Raw genomic sequence first — 18,268 nt, 5'->3', positions numbered from 1 at the left:
GGAGGCCAACGCTACTAGGGGAGCCTGCGCAGGACCGTCAGCGACCGGTCGGCGATCTCGACGGTGTCGCGGGCCTTGACGCGCGGACGCTCGTCGACCGCGCCGGGATCGGCGGTGTCCAGGGCGAACTCCCAGCGTTCGCCGTACTGGCCGCCCGGGAGCGTGAACTCGACCGGCTCCGCGCCCGCGTTGATCAGCAGGAGGAACGAGTCGTCGCGGACGCGGCGTCCCCGTGGATCGGGCTCGGTGATGGCGTCGCCGTTGAGGAACACGCCGAGCGACTTCGCGAACCCGACGTTCCAGTCGTCGTCGGTCATGCTGTCCCCGGCGGGGGTGAGCCAGGCGATGTCGGCGGCGGCGCCGCTGCCCCGCCCGGTGAAGAAACGGCGGCGGCGGAACACCGGATGGTCGTGCCGCAGCCGAGACAGGACCCGCACGAACTCCATGTCGTCGGAGCCGTCCCACCGGACCCAGGCGATCTCGTCGTCCTGGCAGTAGGCGTTGTTGTTGCCCTTCTGCGTGCGGCCCAGCTCGTCGCCGTGGGACAGCATCGGCACGCCCTGCGACAGGAACAACGTCGCCAGGAAGTTGCGGCGCTGCCGGGCGCGCAGCGCGAGCACGGCCGGGTCGCGGCTCGGGCCCTCGACACCGCAGTTCCACGACCGGTTGTCGTCGGTGCCGTCCCGGTTGTCCTCGCCGTTGGCGTCGTTGTGCTTGTCGTCGTAGGACACCAGGTCGGTCAGCGTGAACCCGTCGTGACAGGTCACGAAGTTGATGGACGCGAACGGCCGCCGCGCACTGTGCTCGTACAGGTCGGACGAACCCGTCAACCGGGACGCGAACTCCGGCATCGTCGCGTACGACCCACGCCAGAAGTCGCGGACCGTGTCGCGGTACTTGCCGTTCCACTCCGTCCACAGCGGCGGGAAGTTGCCGACCTGGTAGCCGCCCTCGCCGACGTCCCACGGCTCGGCGATGAGCTTCACCTGCGAGACGACCGGATCCTGCTGGACGAGGTCGAAGAACGTGGCGAGCCGGTCGACGTCGTGCAACTCGCGCGCCAGCGCCGACGCCAGGTCGAAACGGAACCCGTCGACGTGCATCTCCAGGATCCAGTAGCGCAGCGAGTCCATGATGAGTTGCAGCGCGTGCGGGTTCCGCACGTTCAGCGAGTTGCCGCAGCCCGTGTAGTCGAGGTTGTAGCGCTTGTCGTCGTCCCGGAGCCGGTAGTAGGACGCGTTGTCGATGCCACGGAACGACAGCGTCGGCCCCAGATGGTCGCCCTCGGCGGTGTGGTTGTAGACGACGTCGAGGATGACCTCGATGCCCGCCTCGTGCAGGGCGCGGACCATCGCCTTGAACTCCAGCACCTGGTCGCCGGACCGTCCCGACGAGCCGTAGGCGTTGTGCGGCGCGAAGAAACCGATCGTGTTGTAGCCCCAGTAGTTGCCGAGCCCCCGCGCCACCAGCGCGTGCTCGGGAATCGACTGGTGCACCGGCATCAGCTCCACGGCCGTCACGCCGAGGTCGAGCAGATGGTCGATCATCACCGGATGCGCGAGGCCCGCGTACGTGCCGCGCTGCTCCTCCGGGATGCCGGGATGCAGCTTCGTCAGGCCCTTCACGTGCGCCTCGTAGATGACGCTCTCGTGGTACGGGACGCGCGGCGGCCGGTCGTCGCCCCAGTCGAAGAACGGGTTGACGACCACGTTCTTCGGCATGAAGGGGGCGCTGTCGTCCTCGTTCAGCGCGTCCGGATCGGCGAACCGGTACGAGAACAGCGACTCGTGCCAGCGGATGTCACCCTCGACCGCCTTGCCGTACGGGTCGAGCAACAGCTTCGCCGGGTTGCAGCGATGCCCCTCGCGTGGATCGAACGGCCCGTGCACCCGGTACCCGTACAACTGCCCGGGACCGACGCCCGGCAGGTAGCCGTGCCGCACGAACCCGTCCACCTCGGGCAGCACCCGTCGCGTCTCGCGCCCGTCGGCGTCGAACAGGCACAGCTCGACGCGCCGCGCCACCTCCGAGAACAGCGCGAAGTTCGTGCCCGTGCCGTCCCAGGTGGCGCCCAGCGGATAGGCGTCACCGGGCCACACCTCCCGCATGCGCCCCAACTCCTCGACCGATTCCATCCCGACGATTGTGGCCTACCCACCGTCCTCCAGCCCCCACCCACCACCATCCAACGGACGAGCTTCGCTCGGCAGCCCCTCTGCCAGCCCCCACCCACCACCATCCAACGGACGAGCTTCGCTCGGCAGCCCCTCTGCCAGCCCCCACCACCTTCACCCACTGCGCGGCGTTAGAGACGCTGCGTCCAGATGTTGGAGGGGTGTTGTCTTGGTGGTAGCCACAGCCATGGCTGTGAGCGGCGGAACGGTAGTTCGGTGCCGGGTTGCCAGGGGAACAGGCCCTCGCCGTTGGGCCAGACGACCTGGAGCATTGGCGGCGGCGGTTGCCGGTAGAACGCGGCGGCGCCCTCGAACAGGGGGTCGTACCAGCGCTGGTCGACCTCGCGGAACGCGGCCTGGTGGCCGCGGACGACGCCGTCGCGGCGCTCGCCGTCCTTCGGGGCGTGTCCGTCGGCGGTCTGCCGCCCGAGCGCGTTGAGCAGCTCCTCCATCTCGTAGACGTCGCCGCCGAACATCGCCAACTCCGGTGCGCCATGGCTGTGCCACAGGCCGATCGTGTACGCCCACCCGGGCACGTCGTCCTCCGGGTGGACCAGGACGACGCTCCACCCGTACTCCGTGATGTGCACGATGGTCCGCAGCTGGAAGTTCTCCAGGCGGTCGCGGTCGCCGTAGTCCTTGCAGATCAGGCAGGTGCACGGGGAGTGGGCGTCGGACATGGCCTTCAGTTTACGATCTATGAACCCTCGGTATCGCTCGCCCACCCGCGATGGCGGGGTTGTGGACATGTCCAACTCCGGTCTCTGGACGTCCGTTGGACGGCGAAGGTTGACCGCTCCCGAAGCAGGGCCGAAAGTGACTTCTGTGATCCGCGAAGATCACCCAGCCATCGGAGTGGGGGTTCGAGAATGGTCGACGTCCTCGGCGCGGGATTCGGACGCACCGGCACCATGTCGCTCAAGCTCGCGTTGGAGCGCCTCGGTTTCGGTCCGTGCTACCACATGGCCGAGCTGACCGAACATCCGGAGCAGATCCCGTTGTGGCGCGGCGCCGCCCGCGGCACCATGCCCGACTGGGACGGCGTCTTCGCCGGATACCGGTCCGCCGTCGACTGGCCCGCCGCCGGGTTCTGGGACGTGCTCGCCGACTTCTACCCGTCCGCGAAGGTGATCCTCACCGTCCGGGACCCGCAGCGCTGGTACGAGAGCACCGCGTCGACCATCCACAGCATCGCGATGGCGCATCCGCCGTCGGAGGAGGACGGCGGGCTGATCTCCGAGATCCAGAACGTCGCGCGGGACATCGTCTGGGAGGGCGTCTTCGACGGCCGCTTCGACGACCGCGACCACGCGCTCGACATCTTCACCGAGCACGCGGACACCGTCCGCCGCACGATCGCCCCCGAACGGCTGCTGGAGTTCCAGGTCAGCGACGGTTGGGAGCCGCTGTGCGCGTTCCTCGGCGTCCCCGTTCCCGACGAGCCGTTCCCGCACGCGAACGACCGAGAGCAGTTCGGCGTGTGGATCGAGGAGCTGATGTCCAGGAGCGAGCCCGCCGCGCCGCCGGACCTGCGATGAGCATGCCGCCCAGCCGCCTTCCCGTCCATCCTCCTGAAGTGGTGGGACGATCTCGTCCGCGCGGCGGATTGCTCACCGTCACCAGGGGCATACCTTCGGAATCATGAGTCAGTCGAGTCCGCAGCCGGAGCGGCCGTCTCCGTGTCGTCCGCGGGACCGGTGGCCGGACCCGAGCCCCGAGCGATCCGCGGCCGAACTCTCCGAGGTCACGGCGGCACCCGACGCGGTACGCGCGTCCGACGCCGAACGTGAGGCCGTCGTGGAGCGGCTGCGGATCGCCTCCGTCGAGGGACGACTCACCTTCGAGGAGCTGACCGAACGCACCGAGGCCGCCTACGCCGCCGTCACCCGGGGCGACCTCGAGCGCATCACCGCCGACCTGCCCGGCATGGGCGCCCCCGGCGCCGAGCCCGCGCCGCTCCAGGTCAAACGCCGTTTCACCGCCGTGATGGGCGACTGCAAGGAGCGCATCGTCGGTCGTATCGACGGGCCGCTGGAGGCCGTGTCGGTGATGGGCGACGTCGAGCTCGACCTGCGCGGCGCCCAGGTCCCCGCCGGGGAGGTCAGCATCACCGCCACCGCCGTGATGGGCGACGTCAAGATCATCGTCCCGGACGGCGTGCGCGTCGAGGTGACCGGCCACAACTTCCTCGGCGACCGCCGCATCGCCGTCCGCGAACCCCATCCCGGCGCCCGCGTCCCCGTCGTCCGCGTCACCGCGAACGTCGTGATGGGCGATGTGAAGATCGCCGACGACGAGCACCACGCCCCCGCCCGCCGCGCCATCGCCTCCTGGTGGCGCGACCGCACCTGACCGGCCGCTCCTCCGGTCAGACGGCCTCGGCCGTCCGCGCCACCTCCAGCTCCTCATAGCGTCGCAGGACGAGGTCGGCGATTTCCGGGGCCGCGCCCAGGGCGGGAGAGACCGCCGTGGCGCCCGCCGCGAGTGACTCCGCTCTGATCTTGTCGGCGAAGTGGCCCGGGGACAGGACGTAGGACGCGACCGCGACCCGGGGGGCACCCGCGGCCAGCAGGGCCGTCACCGCCTCCGCCGGGGCCGGACGGGCCGCCGTGGCGTACGCCGCGACCACGTCGCGGAAGCCCCGTGACCGCCACTGCCGAGCGAGACGCGCGACGGTCGCGTTGGCGGACGCGTCGCTGGAGCCCGCCGACACCAGCACGACGGCCGTGTCCGGGTCGCCGGGTTCGACGCCCACCTCGGCGAGGCGGCGGTCCAGGGCGTCCAGCAGGAGCGGGTGCGGGCCGAGCGTCCCTGCCGTGCGGACGTCGAGCCCCGGGTGCAGGGCGCGCACCCGGTTCAGCACGCCGGGGATGTCGGTCTTGCTGTGGTAGGCGGACGTGAGCAGCAGCGGCAGCACCACCGCCTCGTGCACGCCGTCGCGGGCCAGACCGTCCAGGACCTGGGCGGGCGCGGGCGCGGCGTGGTCGAGGAACGAGGCGTGCACGGGGACGTCCGGGCGGCGGGCCCGGACGGCGTCCAGCAGCGCGGCAACGGTCGCGGCGGCGCGCGGGTCACGGCTCCCATGCGCCACCGCCACCATCGGACGGCTCAAAGGTGAATGCCGCATTCGGTCTTGCCCAACCCGGCCCAGCGGCCGCTGCGGGGGTCCTCGCCGGGGGCGACGGGACGGGTGCACGGCGCGCAGCCGATCGACGGGTAGCCGTCGTAGTGCAGCGGGTTGACGAGCACCCCGTTGTCCTCGATGTAGTTGTCCATCTCCTCCTGGGTCCAGTCCAGGATGGGGTTCACCTTGACCATGCCGCGCTTGCGGTCCCACTCGACGACCCGCCGGTCGCGGCGGCTCGCCGTCTCGTCCCGGCGGATGCCGCTGAACCACGCCATGTAACCCTCAAGAGCGCGGCCGAGCGGCTCGACCTTGCGCAGGTGGCAGCACAGGTCGGGGTTGCGGCCGAACAGGCGGGGGCCGAGCGCGGCCTCCTGCTCCTCGACCGTCCGGGACGGGGTCACGTTGATGACGTTCACCGGGTAGACGGCCTCGACCGCGTCGCGGGTGCCGATCGTCTCGGCGAAGTGGTAGCCGGTGTCGACGAACAGCACGTCGATGCCCGGCTTCACCTTCGACACCAGATGGATCAGCGCCGCGTCCGACATGGAGGAGGTGAGGCAGATGCGGTCGCCGAACGTCGCCACCGCCCAGCGGATGACCTCCAGCGTGGGCGCGCCCTCCAGCGCGACGGCGGCGGATTCAACGACGTCTTCGAGTTCCAAAGCGGGTCTGTCGGTCTCCAAGAGAGTCACCGAGGGATCTCCTTGCTCGCGGTGCGGGGAGCTCCGACACCGAGGAATTTCAACGTGAAGGCCCTGACGCAGTCGGGACAGAACCACGAACCGTGCGCGTCCTTGTGGGGGGACGACCCCCCACGCCCCCCGGGAAGTTCGGAGGGGGGTTGGGGTTCGAGGTTCTCCTCACCGCAGTACGGGCAGTAGAACGGCGCCATACGCTCGCCCCCGCCGTGCGAGTGTCGGCCCCCCGCACCCCCCGGGCTCGCGTCGTCCGTCATTTGAGATCCGCTTCGTCGGCACGGTGCACCCACTCGGCGAACGTCTCGCCGTCGGTGCGCTGCTCGTCGTATTTGCGGACGACTCGTTCGATGTAGTCGGTCAACCCGGCCGAGGTGGTCTTCAATCCGCGGACCTTCTTGCCGAACGTCGCGCCGAGCTGCCCGCCGAGGTGGATCTGGAACCCCTCGACCTGGTCGCCGTTCTCGTCGAGGACGAGCTGGCCCTTCAGGCCGATGTCGCCGACCTGGATGCGGGCGCAGGCGTTCGGGCAGCCGTTGACGTTGATGGTGAGCGGCTGGTCGAAGTCGGGAAGCCGCTTCTCCAGCTCGTCGATCAGGTCCATCGACCGCTGCTTGGTGTCGGTGATCGCGAGCTTGCAGTACTCGATGCCGGTGCACGCCATCGTCTGGCGGCGGAACGTGGACGGACGGACCTGCAAATCGTGCTCGGCCAGCGCGTCGGCGAGGGCCTCGGTGTCCTTTTCGGGAACGTCGAGGATCACCATCTTCTGCTCGATGGTCGTGCGCACCCGGCCGGAGCCGTAGCGCTCGGCCAGGTCGCCGATGACGCCCAGCGTCTCGCCGCTGACCCGGCCGACGCGCGGCGCGAACCCGACGTAGTAGTCGCCGTCCTGCTGCGGGTGGATCCCGACGTGGTCGCGGCGGGGGAGCGGGGCGGCGGGCGCGGGGCCGTCGGGCAGCGCGTACCCGAGGTACTCCTTCTCCAGCACCTCGCGGAACTTCGCCACGCCCCAGTCCTTCATCAGGAACTTCAGCCGGGCGCGGCTGCGCAGCCGCCGGTAGCCGTAGTCGCGGAAGATGGAGGTGACGCCGTGCCACACCTCGCTCGCCTGCTCCGGCTTCACGAACACGCCGAGGCTCTGCGAGAACATCGGGTTCGTGGACAGCCCGCCGCCGACGAACAGCTGGTAGCCGACCTCACCGGCCTCGTTCACGACCCCGACGTAGGCGATGTCGTTGATCTCGTGGACGGTGCAGTGCGAGGTGCAGCCCGACAGCGCCGTCTTGTACTTGCGCGGCAGGTTGGAGAACTCGGGGGACCCGATGTACCGGTCGTGGATGTCGCGCAGGTTCGGCGTCGCGTCGATGATCTCGTCGGCGGCGATCCCGGCGAGCGGGCAGCCGATGATGGTGCGCGGGACGTCCCCGCACGCCTCCATCGTGTGCAGCCCGACCGCGTCGAGGGCCTCCCAGATCGCCGGGACGTCCTCGATCCGGACCCAGTGCAGCTGGACGTTCTGCCGGTCGGTGATGTCGGCCGTGCCGCGCGCGTACCGGGTGGAGATGTCGGCGATCGTCCGCAGCTGCGGGCCGCTGAGCTGCCCGCCGTCGATCCGCACCCGCATCATGAAGTAGCGGTCCTCGAGCTCCTCGTCCTCCAGCGCGCCGGTCTTGCCGCCGTCGATGCCCGCCTTGCGCTGCGTGTAGAGGCCCATCCAGCGGAACCGGCCGCGCAGGTCGGCCGGGTCGATCGAGTCGAAGCCGTTCTTGGAGTAGATGTCGATGATGCGGCGGCGCACGTTGAGGCCGTCGTCGTTCTTCTTGTTCTCTTCGTTCTTGTTGAGGGGTTCGTGGTAGCCGAGGGCCCACTGGCCCTCGGCCTTCTTGCGCTTGATCGCGGGTGGCACGGCGCGCGTCCTCATCTGTGATGGGAGGGGCACACGTGGGCACCGACAGTCGGGGGGCGGCCGGCTCGGCACTGAGCTGGGATGAATCAACGACGCCGATGCGCCACGCGGCCCGATGAGCTGGGGCGTGGTCGGAGCGTCACCGACAGATCGCGCTGCGGACGCGGAGGAAGTCGACGTGCCGGCGCTTGGCCAGCAACGGGTCCGCGGCAGTCATACCAGAACTCTGACATGTCCGCTCGGGGACTGTCCAGTTACGTGGGGCCCACGGGCGAGTGAGATGCGTCATCCCTGACGCCTCCAGTTCACCGGAGGCTCGGCGTCCCCGCCGGTACCGGTCTCGCCGTCGGCACTCACGCCGCTCTCCGGGGAACGCTCGTCGCGTGTCGCCGGGCCGCGCTGGTGCTGGCAGTCGCACCAGGACCCGCCGCGACACTCCTCGTGGCGGCGTTCCCGGCAGGACTGGCAGATCATAGTTTTAGTATGCATTACCGATGCGAGTGCCCGGCCGTCACCGACCCCGTAGCCGGTCGCCACGTGAAGCGTCGTTCTCCACCGTCAAAGCGGGTATGAGCAGAGGGATGTGTTCCGGACTCGTAACGCTCTACGGTTGGGCGGTGTGACCACCGTCTCCGGCGCCGCGGGCGTCTCCCCTGCCGGAGACCCCGGCGACGAGCCGGCTCCGGCCACTCCGGGGCCCGGCGACCGACGGCCCGGGGGCGGCTGGCGGCGCGCCGTGCCGCCCGTGCGGGATCGAGTCCGCGCGGCAGTCGCCTCCTCGGGACGGGTCAGCTGGCTACTGGTCAGGGGCACCGCGGTCAGCGCGTTCCGGTACCGGGTCACCGGGCTGGCCGCCGAGGCCGCGTTCTTCGCGCTGCTGTCGCTGCCGCCGCTGGTGATCGGGCTGATCGGCACGATGGGCCACCTGAGCGGCACGATCGGAACCGACACCGTCGCCGACACCCGCTCGTGGGTGATCGACCACTCCCGGCAGGTGCTGACCGGGTCGGCGGTGGACACGGCGGTCGTCCCGCTGATCGACGACGTGATCAAGGGCGGCAGCCCCGACATCGTGTCGCTGAGCTTCCTGATCTCGCTGTGGGCGGGGTCGCGCGCCACCAACGTGTACGTCGACACGATCACGATCGCGTACGGCCTGTCGGGCATCCGCGGCGTGATCCGCACCCGGCTGCGCGCGTTCTTCCTCTATCTGGTCGGGCTGCTGGTCCTGCTGGTCGTCATCCCGCTGCTGGTGGCCGGGCCCGCGCTGGTGCGGGAGGCGCTGCCGGAGAGCGCCGAGGCCGTCCAGCTCCTGTACTGGCCGGTCGTGGTGACGCTGTCGATCGTGTTCCTGGCGACGCTGTACCACGTGAGCGTCCCGGTGCGGACGGCGTGGGCGCGGGCGGTGCCGGGCGCCGCGCTGGCACTGCTGATCTGGATCGTCGGCAGCATCACGCTCCGGGTCTACCTGACCGGGTCGCTGAGCGGCGTGTCGGTGTACGGGTCGCTGGCGGCGGCGATCGCGGTGCTGGCCTGGCTGTACGTCGCGGCGCTGGCGGTGCTGATCGGGGCGGCGCTGAACGCCGAGATCGACCGGCTCTGGCCCACCGAGATCACCACGCGGGCGCGCGCCGAGCTGGCGGAGCGGAACGCGAAGGTGGCGGAGGAGGAGGACCCGGACGACGCGGGGCCGGACGGCAAGAACAGCGCAGCGTAAAGTCCGGAAAAAGCCGAATATGTCGTAACCTCGCCTGTCATGACCCCCCGAGTGGAGACGGGCCGGATCCGGACGGTGACCGGCGCGATCGCGATGTCCGACGTCACCGGCCCGGTGCTCGCCCACGAGCACCTACAGATGGACTTGCGCTGGGCGGCGCGTCCCCAGCTGGTGGAGTCGGACCCGGGCCGGTGGCTGGACGAGGAGAAGTCCGTCCAGCGGGAGCTCGCCGCGGCGCGCGGGGAGCACGGCCTCGGCCTCGTCGTCGACCTCACGTGCTCCGGCATGGGGCGCAACGCCGCCGCGCTGGCGCGGATCAGCGCGGGCGCGCGGGTCGCGGTCGTCGCCGGGACGGGCGTGTTCACCGAGCCGTTCCACCCCCCGTTCGTCCGCGAGACCCTGGGCGCCGGGGAGGACACGTTCACCGGCGCCGACGGGACCGTTCCGGACGCGCGGTCCGGCGTCGAGCGGCTCGCCGAGCGGCTGCTCGCCGAGGTCGGCTTCGGCATGGACGGCACCAACTCGCTGCCCGGCGTCATCGGCGAGATCGGCACCTGGGGCGAGGCGCCGACCGAGACCGAGGAGCTGTGCCTGCGCGCCGCCGCGCGGGCGGCCCGGCTGTCGGGCCTGTCGGTGGCCACCTACGGCCGCGCGGGCCTCGCCCAGCTGGAGATCCTGACCGGCGCCGGGCTCGCCCCGCGCCGCGTCGCCGTCGGCCAGCAGGACCGGGTGGACGACCCGGGCCAGCACCGCAAGATCGCCGAGACGGGCGCGTACGTGTCGTTCGGCACGCTCGGGCTCGCCGGGGAGGACCGGGCGGCGATCGGCGCCCGCGTCCGCTGCGTCATGGACCTGCTGGAGGCCGGGTACGCGTCGCGGGTGCTGCTGAGCACCGGCGTGTCCAGGGCGCGGCAGATCACCCGGTACGGCGGCGGCGGGTTCGGGTACCTGTTCGACACGTTCCTGCCCGCGCTGCGGGCCGCGGGCGCGGACGACGCGACGCTCGACGCCGTCCTGCGCGACAACCCGCTGCGCTGGCTCACCGGGACCTGAGCGCCCATATGGGACGATCCGCACGCCTGTAACGACGGCGGGAGTGGGTAGGGGTGGCCCCGAAAGGGGGTGCGCCGATGTCCTGGAGGGGATCCGCGCCCTGGAAGGGATCCGCACGCGGCTCCCACCAGACCGAGACCGTCCGGCTCCCCTACGCCGACCGCGCCGAGGCGGGCCGGGTGCTCGCCGAGCGGCTCGTGCCGATGGGGCTGGACGGCGCCGCCGTCCTCGCGCTGCCCCGGGGCGGGGTGCCCGTCGGGCATGAGATCGCGCGGCGGCTGGGGTCGCCGCTGGACGTCCTGGTGACCCGCAAGATCGGGTATCCGCCGCAGCCCGAGCTCGGCGTCGGGGCGATCGCCGAGGGAGGCTCCCCGGTGTTCGACGGCGACCTGCTGGACCGGCTGGGGCTCGCTGAGGACGATCTGGACGCCACCGTCGCGGCGGAACGGGCCGAACTGGACCGCAGGGTGGCGGCCTACCGGGGCGGGCGGCCGCTGCCGAACGTCACGGCACGGCCGGTGATCGTCGTGGACGACGGCCTGGCCACCGGCGGGACCGCGCGCGCCGCCGTCCGGGCGCTGCGCGAGCGGGGGCCGTCGCGGCTTGTCCTCGCGGTGCCGGTGGGCGCCGCCGAGACCGTCCACGCCCTGGAGCCCGAGGTGGACGACCTGGTGGTCCCGGCCGCGCCGTGGGAGTTCCACGCGGTCGGCCAGTGGTACCGCGACTTCGACCAGCTCACCGACGGCGACGTGCTCGACTGGCTGCGCCGGGCGGCGCGGTCGCGGGGGACGGGCCGGTCGGGCGGGACGGGCTGACCGCCGGACCGTGACGGACCGCCCTGACGGGACGGACCGCCGCGCGGGGGACGACGACGCCCAAAGAATGGTGCGGTCGGATTTCCGAGAATTGGCCACGCCGGGGACGCCGTTGCGGTAAAGGTGCGGATTCCCGAAAGGCGATCGGGATGTGATGTACATGTGACGTACTTGGGACGAACCGTCCCCCGGTCCGGGGCGACCGGACCCCGGGCAACGCAAACGGCCCCGCGATGCGGGGCCGTGTCGTTTTTCTAGGTGGCGTGCCGGGGTAGGCGACGGGAGCGTTCTGGCGCGTGCGTTCCGACCCTGCGGGCCGGGCCGCCGACGGGCTACGCGGCGTTGGCGCGGCGCATCCGGCGACGACGCTCGGACGCGCGCTCGTCTTCGTTCAGACCGCCCCACGTGCCGTACTTCTCGGGCCTGGACACCGCGTAGTCCAGGCAGTCCGTGCGGACGGGGCAGCCCATGCAGATCTGCTTGGCCTTGCGTTCACGGATCTCCCGCTCGGGCTGACGCTCGCCGTCGGGACCGAAGAAGAGGACGAGGTCTTCCCCCCGGCACGCCGCGGCGTCCTGCCAGCCCCAGCTGGGACGAGGGAGGTTTGCCTGCCGACGTACCTGAGCCATGGAACACCCACCTTGATTGGTTCGTACAATTTCAGGACATGGACGCTCGACATGCTTCGGGTGACATGAGTCAGAAGCGCCGAATGGTCCAACGTCTGGAGTTGCCGCTCTGTTCCCGTCCGGTTACTCCGGAAACTGGGGACGCGCGACAGGGAGACCCGCGAATGGGGCCTCAGTGAGATTACACGAGGGCCGCCTCGTTGAGAAGGGTGAGTTCCCTAACAACATAGGTTTTCAGGTTCTCGTCGCACTCCGGGCCGCAGGGGGCGGACTGCTGGACGTCCTCGACGACGACCCGGTAACGATGTCCCAGTACCGTAACGTCTGCTTTGTAGCCTGATGTTCCCAGCCGGGGGCGGACATCGACGGCGGTCACGTCGTCCAGCCCGAGTCGTCCCGTGTGAGCCCGGACGAAGTGCTCGGCGGCCTGCGCGAGTTCGGACGTCCCGGCGCGCCCGCGCAACCTGCTCAGGACCACCTCGCCGCGCAGGTAGGCGTCCGCCGCCGCCATGGCCTCGGGTTCGCCGAGGTCGCCATAGCAGAGACCGTGGGGGAGACACACCAGGTTCGCGGCGAAACGGTCGCCGCCGACATGCGTGGTTTCCCACACCCGGTGGCCGTAACGCGCCGTGAGCGAGCGTGCCAGCGGCGCTCCGGTGCGGGCGCAGCAGGCGTTGCGGCGCCCGTGGGCGCAGACCAGGAACACCGGCTCGGTCAGGCGCTCCCCGAGGCCGGGCGAGCGTCCGGCGGCGAGCGCGGTCAGGTCGAGGGCCGCCAGGTCGGCGGGGTCGGCGAGTTCGCGTCCCTCGATCCAGACGTCGGCGCCGCGCGAGAACGCGGCGTAGACCTGGATGGGCGGGGTGGCGCGGCGGCGTCCCGCGCGGCGGATCAGCTGCGGCCGGACGCCCGCGTTCCGGGCGGCGCGCACGGCCTCGGCGACCGGGGCGGGACGGGCGAGCTGCTCGACCCGCTCGGGCCAGGGGCCGGGGTGTTCGACGAGCAGCCAGGAGCGCGCCTTCTCCGTGGCGCTCGCCAGGCACGGCAGCTCGCCGGTGTGGCTCCCCGGGCAATGCCCGCAGCCGTTACCCCGCTTCACAGAATCCCCCCGGTCGATCTTTCCGCGATTAGGTAAGGGTAACCTAAGCACCTCCTTCCAAACCAGGCGGATCCGCCGGAACGACTTCAGTTGAATGCCCGGTCGGGCAGCAGTGTCCGGGCGGCCGGGAGCGCGGCCTCCCGGTCGGCCGCGACCAGCCCGATCCGGGTGCGGCGGTCCAGCAGGTCGCCCGCGTCCAGCGCGCCCTCGTGCCGCACCGCCCACGCCAGTTCCACGCCCAGCACCGGCAGCCCCGGGACGACCGGTTCCAGCAGCGCCGGGTCGTCGCGCGCGAGGGCGATGAGCAGGGGCGCCTCCGTCCCGTACCGCTGGACGAGCCGTGACGGCGCGTCCAGCGCGTCGAGCCGTTCGGGCGGGGCCGCGCCGACGAGGGGGAGGCGCGCGGTGCGGGACGGCCCGGTGTCGAGCCCGGCGGTGCGGGCCGCCGCGTCCACGGCGTCCTGCGCCATCCGCCGGTAGGTGGTGAGCTTGCCGCCGACGATGGTGACGACGCCGTCCCGCGAGGTCAGCACGGCGTGCCGCCGGGAGATGTCGGTGGTGCTGGTGTGGGTGGCGCTGGTGTGGGTGGCGCTGCCGCCGTGCCCGACGTCCAGCAGGGGCCGCAGCCCGGCGAACGCGCCGAGCACGTCCGCGCGCCGCACCGGAACGTCGAGCGCCGAGCCGAGGACGTCGAGCAGGAAGCCGATCTCGCCGTCCGTCGGCTCCGGGACGTCCGGGATCGGGCCGTCGGCGGGCTCGTCGGTCAGGCCCACGTAGACGCGGCCGTCGCCCTGCGGCATCACCAGCAGGAACCGGCTGGACGTGTCCGGCACCGGCACCTGCAACCCGGCGGTCAGCCCGCGCAGCGTGTCCGCGCCGACGACGAGGTGGGTGCCGCGTGAGGGGCGCAGTCGCACCCCGTCCACGAGCCCGCCCGCCCAAACGCCCGTCGCGTTCACCACCGACCGCGCCCGGACGGTGAACTCGCGGCCGGTCAGCTCGTCCCTGACCCGCGCACCGTCACCGGACAGGGCGACCGCGCGGCAGCGGGTGAGGACGCGGGCGCCGTGCCCGGCGGCGGTCCGCGCGATCGCGGTGACCAGGCGCGCGTCGTCGGCGAGCTGGCCGTCCCACGACAGCAGCCCGCCGCGCAGCCCGTACGGGCGCAGCGCCGGGGCGAGCCGCAGCGTCTCGACCGCCGACAGGCGGCGCGGGCCCGGCAGCACCGAGCGCGGGGTGCGGGCGGCCAGGCGCAGCGCGTCGCCCGCGTGGAAGGCGGCCAGCGTGGCGGCGGCCCGGGTGCGCGGCATCAGCGGCGTCAGCGGCGTGACGAACGGCAGCGCCCGGACGAGGTGCGGCGCGGTGTGCCGCATCAGCACGCCCCGCTCGACGGCGCTCTCGTGCGCCACGTCCACCTGCCCGGACGCGAGGTAGCGCAGCCCGCCGTGGATCAGCTTGGAACTCCATCGGGACGTGCCGAACGCCAGGTCGTGGGCGTCGATCGCGGCGACCGACAGGCCCCGGGACGCGGCGTCCAGCGCGGCGCCAGCCCCGGTCGCGCCGAGGCCGACGACCAGCACGTCCACCACCTCGTCCGGCAGGGCGGCCAGCTCGCGTTCCCTGCGCGCCGCGGTGAGCGACGTGCGCGGATCGGGTGTGGTCATGGCGCGAGCATCCTCTCCAGAATGTGGTGGAGGTCGGCGTCGAAGGCGTCCGGGCCGAGATCCGGATCGGAATCGTCGATCATCGTCGGCGCCGACAGCACGTAGGTCTGGACGACCAGCAGCACCGCCCGCGCCTGCCGCGCCGGGTCGTCGCGGCGGATCGTGCCGTCCGCGTGGCCCGCCCGCAGCGCCTCCTCGAACAGGCCGAGGAACACCAGTTGGCTCTCGCCGCAGCGATCCAGGACGTAGGGGAGCAGCAGCTCGGGATCCACCTCGACGATCTTGCGGAGCAGCGGGTGGTCGCGGAACTCGCGGGCGCCGGAGACCAGGCCGTCCACGAACCGGGGCCGGACGGCGCGGCCGTCCTCGGGCGGTTGCAGCGAGCCGCTCAGCCCGACCCACTCGCGGGTCATCAGGTCGGTGACGATGGTGCGGACGTCCGGCCAGCGGCGGTACAGCGTCATCCGCGACACGCCCGCGCGGCGCGCGATGTCGGTGAGGGTCGTGCGGCGCACGCCGACGGCCAGCACGCAGGCGCGGGCGGCGTCCAGGACCGTGTCGTCGGCGGTCCGTTGCTTGTGACGATTCGACGTCATGTGTCACAGTGTAAGCACACGCGCCGATGACGGGGGAGGCCCGGGGTGGAGACCCGCGACATGCTGTGGAACGGCTGGGGCGACCCCGACCGGGCCGCGCCGCTGCCGGAGCCGGTGGTGACGCTGCTGCGCGATCTGCTCGGCGTCCGGCCCGCCTCGGCGCCGCCGGTCGCGCTGGCGGACGTCTCGGTCCCCGAGAGCCGGCTGCCTCCGGGCGCCCTCATCGACCTCGCGCGGATCGTGGGCGACCGGCACGTGCGCGCCGACCGCGAGTCGCGCGTCCGGCACACGCGCGGCAAGTCGACGTCCGACCTGCTGCGCCTCCGCTCGGGTGAGGCCGTGGACGCGCCGGACGCGGTCGTCCTGCCGGGCACGCACGACGAGGTCCTCGCGGTGCTGCGGGCCTGCGCGGCGCGGCGGATCGCCGTGGTCCCGTTCGGCGGCGGCACCTCGGTCGTCGGCGGCCTGGCCCCACACGGGGTGGAAGCCTTCGTCGCGCTCGACCTGCGGCGCATGGACGCGCTCGTGTCCGTCGACGAGGTGTCGCGGACGGCCGTCCTGGAACCGGGGCTGCGCGCGCCCGCCGCCGAGGCGTTGCTGGCGGAGCGCGGCTACACCCTCGGGCACTTCCCGCAGTCGTACGAGTGGGCGTCGATCGGCGGGTTCGCGGCGGCCAGGTCCAGCGGGCAGGCGTCCGCCGGATACGGGCGGTTCGACGAGATGGTCGTCGCGCTCACCGTCGCGACGCCGGAGGGCACGCTCGACCTCGGGCGGGCGCCCCGGTCGGCCGCCGGGCCCGACCTGCGGCAGCTCGTCCTCGGCTCGGAGGGCGCGCTTGGCGTGATCACGTCGGTGACCGTCCGGGTCCAGCCCATTCCGGCGGCCCGGGCGTACGAGGGCTGGCGGTTCGCGTCGTTCGCCGAGGGCGGCGCCGCGCTGCGCCGCCTCGCCCAGGACGGGCCGCTGCCCGCCGTGCTGCGCCTGTCCGACGAGACGGAGACCATGGTCGGCCTCGCCGACCCGTCCGCCCTCGGTGGTGAGCCGTCCGGCGCCGGGTGCCTGGCCGTCCTCGGTTTCGAGGGCACCGCCGAGCGGGTCGCCGAACGGCGGGCCGGGGCGGCGGACGTGCTGCGCGCCGCGGGCGGCGAACCGCTCGGCGCGGGGCCCGGCGAGAAGTGGGAGCACGGCCGCTTCGACGCCCCCTACCTGCGGGACGCGCTCCTGGACGCGGGCGCGTTCGCCGAGACGCTGGAGACGGCGGCGTTCTGGTCGGACGTCCCCGCGCTGTACGAGGCCGTCCGCGCCGCGCTGACCGGCGCCCTCACCGGCGCGGGCACGCCGCCGCTGGTGATGTGCCATGTCTCGCACGTGTATCCGTCCGGAGCCTCCCTCTACTTCACCGTCGTGTCCGCCCAGGGCGACGACCCGGCCGGTCACTGGGCGCGCGCCAAGCGTGCCGCCAGCGACGCGATCGTCGACGTGGGCGGCACGATCAGCCATCATCACGGGGTGGGCACCGACCATCGCGACTGGTACGCGCGGGAGATCGGCCCGCTGGGCGCGGCGGTGCTCCGCGCCGTCAAGGACCGGGTCGACCCGGCCGGGATCCTCAACCCGGGCGTGCTCGTCCCACCTGAAACACCTGAAACACCGGAGACAGGGGAGTAGTACATGGGCGAGGTACGGGCGTTCACCGCCGTCGTCAATCCGGCGGCGGGCGGCTCCGGGTCCGCCTCGTCGCTGCTCACGCTCGCCCGGCTGCTGCGCGACTCGGGCGCCGAGGTGGACGTGGAGTACAGCCGGGGCCTGGCGCACGCCGCGGACGTCGCCCGCGCCGCCGCCACGACCGGGCGCGTCGTGCTCGGCGTCGGCGGCGACGGCATGGTCGGCTGCGTCGGCGGCGCCCTCGCCGGGACGGACGCGGTCTTCGGCATCGTCCCGGCGGGGCGCGGCAACGACTTCGCGCGCCAGCTCGGCGTCCCGTCCGACCCGCAGGAGCTGGCCAAGCTGCTGCTGGAGGGCGAGCCGCGCGCGGTGGACGCGATCGACGCCAACGGGACGGCCGTCCTTGGCAGCGTCTACGCGGGCGTCGACGCGGTCGCCAACGCCAACGCCAACAAGTCCCGCCTGCGCGGTTCGGCCGCCTACTACTTCGGCGCCCTGCGCGCGATCGCGTCGTGGCGCGCCGCCGACTACGTGATCACCGTGGACGGCGAGACGCGCGAGCGGCAGGGCTACACCGTCGTCGCCGCGAACTCGGGCTACTACGGGTTCGGCAAGCACATCGCCCCGGACGCCCGCGTGGACGACGGGCTGCTCGACGTGATCCTCATCCGGACCGCGCCGAAACGGCTCTTCTTCGCCGTCATGCGCGAGTTGGAGGCCGGAACGCACGTCCGGCGTCCCGAGGTCGAGGTGATGCGCGGCGCGGAGGTGCGGATCGAGCTGGCGGGCCCGTCCGGAAGGACGCTCCCGTACGGCGCGGACGGCGAACTCCCCGGCGCGCTGCCCGTGACCGCGCGGGTGATGCCCGGCGCGCTCCACGTCATCGCCCCCTGAGCCGATGGCGTCCTGACCTGGCCCGACTTGGACCGAAGTTTGGGTCGGTTTACGCCACCATTACGGCCCCTCGGGTAGCGTCGAGTACGTCCCGCTTAGGGACCTTGGGGCTGTCTGCGGACACATCATGGGAAGGCGACCGCGACGCTCGCCGTTCTGGGGGGACTCATGATGGCCGCAGGCGCCCGCGACGTGGTGGCGCCGGCGTCTCTGGGGGTGGCGCCGGTGTCCACC

At 72.3% G+C, this 18,268-nt stretch carries 17 protein-coding genes; 7 read left to right on the top strand and 10 right to left on the bottom strand.

Translation table 11 applies throughout. The features are described from left to right. Nucleotides 1–14 precede the first annotated feature (14 nt). Both glgX and ABD808_RS36460 read right to left on the bottom strand, forming a co-directional pair. Nucleotides 15–2,108, bottom strand: a complete 2,094-nt coding sequence (gene glgX, locus ABD808_RS36465) for a glycogen debranching protein GlgX (RefSeq protein ID WP_344907671.1) — start codon at nucleotides 2,106–2,108, stop codon at nucleotides 15–17. A gap of 197 nt (nucleotides 2,109–2,305) precedes the next feature. Further along, nucleotides 2,306–2,854, bottom strand: coding sequence for a DUF4262 domain-containing protein (locus tag ABD808_RS36460; protein ID WP_344907395.1), 549 nt, complete (start codon nucleotides 2,852–2,854; stop codon nucleotides 2,306–2,308). Between the two features lie 189 nt (nucleotides 2,855–3,043). Between ABD808_RS36460 and ABD808_RS36455 the strand changes: the two genes are divergently transcribed. Both ABD808_RS36455 and ABD808_RS36450 read left to right on the top strand, forming a co-directional pair. Continuing rightward, nucleotides 3,044–3,712, top strand: coding sequence for a sulfotransferase family protein (locus ABD808_RS36455; protein WP_344907392.1), 669 nt, complete (start codon nucleotides 3,044–3,046; stop codon nucleotides 3,710–3,712). Between the two features lie 103 nt (nucleotides 3,713–3,815). Continuing rightward, entirely contained in the window at nucleotides 3,816–4,526 is a 711-nt protein-coding gene (locus ABD808_RS36450; protein WP_344907389.1) for a DUF1707 SHOCT-like domain-containing protein, read from the top strand. A 16-nt stretch (nucleotides 4,527–4,542) separates the two neighbouring features. Here ABD808_RS36450 and ABD808_RS36445 read toward each other — a convergent pair whose 3' ends face one another. The 4 genes from ABD808_RS36445 to ABD808_RS36430 all read right to left on the bottom strand — a co-directional run bounded on the left by ABD808_RS36445 (nucleotide 4,543) and on the right by ABD808_RS36430 (nucleotide 8,379). Beyond that, the gene (locus tag ABD808_RS36445) at nucleotides 4,543–5,301 is read right to left on the bottom strand and encodes a sirohydrochlorin chelatase (protein ID WP_344907386.1); all 759 of its coding nucleotides are present in this window, start codon (nucleotides 5,299–5,301) and stop codon (nucleotides 4,543–4,545) included. Continuing rightward, complete coding sequence (locus ABD808_RS36440) at nucleotides 5,283–5,993, bottom strand: phosphoadenylyl-sulfate reductase (RefSeq protein WP_344907383.1); 711 nt, start codon at nucleotides 5,991–5,993, stop codon at nucleotides 5,283–5,285. Before ABD808_RS36440 ends, ABD808_RS36445 begins: the two co-directional genes overlap by 19 nt. A 259-nt stretch (nucleotides 5,994–6,252) precedes the next feature. Beyond that, nucleotides 6,253–7,920, bottom strand: coding sequence for a nitrite/sulfite reductase (locus tag ABD808_RS36435; protein WP_344907380.1), 1,668 nt, complete (start codon nucleotides 7,918–7,920; stop codon nucleotides 6,253–6,255). Nucleotides 7,921–8,190: 270 nt separating this feature from the next. After that, on the bottom strand, nucleotides 8,191–8,379 hold the full coding sequence (locus ABD808_RS36430; protein ID WP_344907377.1) for a hypothetical protein: 189 nt from the start codon (nucleotides 8,377–8,379) through the stop codon (nucleotides 8,191–8,193). 145 nt (nucleotides 8,380–8,524) lie between these two features. Between ABD808_RS36430 and ABD808_RS36425 the strand changes: the two genes are divergently transcribed. The 3 genes from ABD808_RS36425 (at nucleotide 8,525) to ABD808_RS36415 (ending at nucleotide 11,490) form a co-directional block, all read left to right on the top strand. Beyond that, the gene (locus tag ABD808_RS36425) at nucleotides 8,525–9,622 is read left to right on the top strand and encodes a YihY/virulence factor BrkB family protein (protein WP_344907375.1); all 1,098 of its coding nucleotides are present in this window, start codon (nucleotides 8,525–8,527) and stop codon (nucleotides 9,620–9,622) included. Between the two features lie 39 nt (nucleotides 9,623–9,661). After that, the gene (locus ABD808_RS36420; RefSeq protein WP_344907372.1) at nucleotides 9,662–10,675 is read left to right on the top strand and encodes a phosphotriesterase family protein; all 1,014 of its coding nucleotides are present in this window, start codon (nucleotides 9,662–9,664) and stop codon (nucleotides 10,673–10,675) included. A 77-nt stretch (nucleotides 10,676–10,752) separates the two neighbouring features. After that, nucleotides 10,753–11,490 carry a phosphoribosyltransferase gene (locus ABD808_RS36415; RefSeq protein ID WP_344907369.1) on the top strand — a complete coding sequence of 246 codons (738 nt, stop codon included), beginning with the start codon at nucleotides 10,753–10,755 and terminating at the stop codon, nucleotides 11,488–11,490. Nucleotides 11,491–11,822: 332 nt separating this feature from the next. Here ABD808_RS36415 and ABD808_RS36410 read toward each other — a convergent pair whose 3' ends face one another. From ABD808_RS36410 to ABD808_RS36395, 4 genes are all read right to left on the bottom strand, one after another. After that, the gene (locus ABD808_RS36410; protein ID WP_075901375.1) at nucleotides 11,823–12,119 is read right to left on the bottom strand and encodes a WhiB family transcriptional regulator; all 297 of its coding nucleotides are present in this window, start codon (nucleotides 12,117–12,119) and stop codon (nucleotides 11,823–11,825) included. A gap of 181 nt (nucleotides 12,120–12,300) precedes the next feature. Beyond that, nucleotides 12,301–13,215, bottom strand: a complete 915-nt coding sequence (locus tag ABD808_RS36405; protein ID WP_344907365.1) for a ferredoxin family protein — start codon at nucleotides 13,213–13,215, stop codon at nucleotides 12,301–12,303. A gap of 86 nt (nucleotides 13,216–13,301) precedes the next feature. Then, nucleotides 13,302–14,879 (bottom strand): glycerol-3-phosphate dehydrogenase/oxidase, encoded by a 1,578-nt coding sequence (locus ABD808_RS36400; protein WP_344907362.1) that lies wholly within the window; start codon nucleotides 14,877–14,879, stop codon nucleotides 13,302–13,304. Beyond that, nucleotides 14,876–15,475, bottom strand: a complete 600-nt coding sequence (locus tag ABD808_RS36395) for a TetR/AcrR family transcriptional regulator (RefSeq protein ID WP_344907359.1) — start codon at nucleotides 15,473–15,475, stop codon at nucleotides 14,876–14,878. Before ABD808_RS36395 ends, ABD808_RS36400 begins: the two co-directional genes overlap by 4 nt. 60 nt (nucleotides 15,476–15,535) lie before the next feature. Between ABD808_RS36395 and ABD808_RS36390 the strand changes: the two genes are divergently transcribed. Then, the gene (locus ABD808_RS36390) at nucleotides 15,536–17,143 is read left to right on the top strand and encodes an FAD-binding oxidoreductase (protein WP_344907668.1); all 1,608 of its coding nucleotides are present in this window, start codon (nucleotides 15,536–15,538) and stop codon (nucleotides 17,141–17,143) included. A gap of 3 nt (nucleotides 17,144–17,146) precedes the next feature. Next, nucleotides 17,147–18,034, top strand: a complete 888-nt coding sequence (locus ABD808_RS36385; protein WP_344907356.1) for a diacylglycerol/lipid kinase family protein — start codon at nucleotides 17,147–17,149, stop codon at nucleotides 18,032–18,034. The last annotated feature ends 234 nt before the right edge of the window (nucleotides 18,035–18,268 follow it).

The organism is Actinomadura meridiana, from assembly GCF_039537545.1.
GTDB classification, from domain to species: Bacteria; Actinomycetota; Actinomycetes; order Streptosporangiales; family Streptosporangiaceae; genus Spirillospora; species Spirillospora meridiana.
This window is presented reverse-complemented; position numbering and strand designations above follow the sequence as displayed.

What these genes read in the sequence shown, in the direction of transcription:
- ABD808_RS36460 (WP_344907395.1), bottom strand. Translation starts at nt 2,854, where the DNA reads ATGTCCGACGCCCACTCCCCGTGCACCTGCCTGATCTGCAAGGACTAC.
- ABD808_RS36410 (WP_075901375.1), bottom strand. Translation starts at nt 12,119, where the DNA reads ATGGCTCAGGTACGTCGGCAGGCAAACCTCCCTCGTCCCAGCTGGGGC.
- ABD808_RS36385 (WP_344907356.1), top strand. Translation starts at nt 17,147, where the DNA reads ATGGGCGAGGTACGGGCGTTCACCGCCGTCGTCAATCCGGCGGCGGGC.
- ABD808_RS36415 (WP_344907369.1), top strand. Translation starts at nt 10,753, where the DNA reads ATGTCCTGGAGGGGATCCGCGCCCTGGAAGGGATCCGCACGCGGCTCC.
- glgX (WP_344907671.1), bottom strand. Translation starts at nt 2,108, where the DNA reads ATGCGGGAGGTGTGGCCCGGTGACGCCTATCCGCTGGGCGCCACCTGG.
- ABD808_RS36395 (WP_344907359.1), bottom strand. Translation starts at nt 15,475, where the DNA reads ATGACGTCGAATCGTCACAAGCAACGGACCGCCGACGACACGGTCCTG.
- ABD808_RS36455 (WP_344907392.1), top strand. Translation starts at nt 3,044, where the DNA reads ATGGTCGACGTCCTCGGCGCGGGATTCGGACGCACCGGCACCATGTCG.
- ABD808_RS36450 (WP_344907389.1), top strand. Translation starts at nt 3,816, where the DNA reads ATGAGTCAGTCGAGTCCGCAGCCGGAGCGGCCGTCTCCGTGTCGTCCG.
- ABD808_RS36435 (WP_344907380.1), bottom strand. Translation starts at nt 7,920, where the DNA reads ATGAGGACGCGCGCCGTGCCACCCGCGATCAAGCGCAAGAAGGCCGAG.
- ABD808_RS36420 (WP_344907372.1), top strand. Translation starts at nt 9,662, where the DNA reads ATGACCCCCCGAGTGGAGACGGGCCGGATCCGGACGGTGACCGGCGCG.
- ABD808_RS36390 (WP_344907668.1), top strand. Translation starts at nt 15,536, where the DNA reads ATGCTGTGGAACGGCTGGGGCGACCCCGACCGGGCCGCGCCGCTGCCG.
- ABD808_RS36445 (WP_344907386.1), bottom strand. Translation starts at nt 5,301, where the DNA reads ATGCGGCATTCACCTTTGAGCCGTCCGATGGTGGCGGTGGCGCATGGG.
- ABD808_RS36400 (WP_344907362.1), bottom strand. Translation starts at nt 14,879, where the DNA reads ATGACCACACCCGATCCGCGCACGTCGCTCACCGCGGCGCGCAGGGAA.
- ABD808_RS36430 (WP_344907377.1), bottom strand. Translation starts at nt 8,379, where the DNA reads ATGATCTGCCAGTCCTGCCGGGAACGCCGCCACGAGGAGTGTCGCGGC.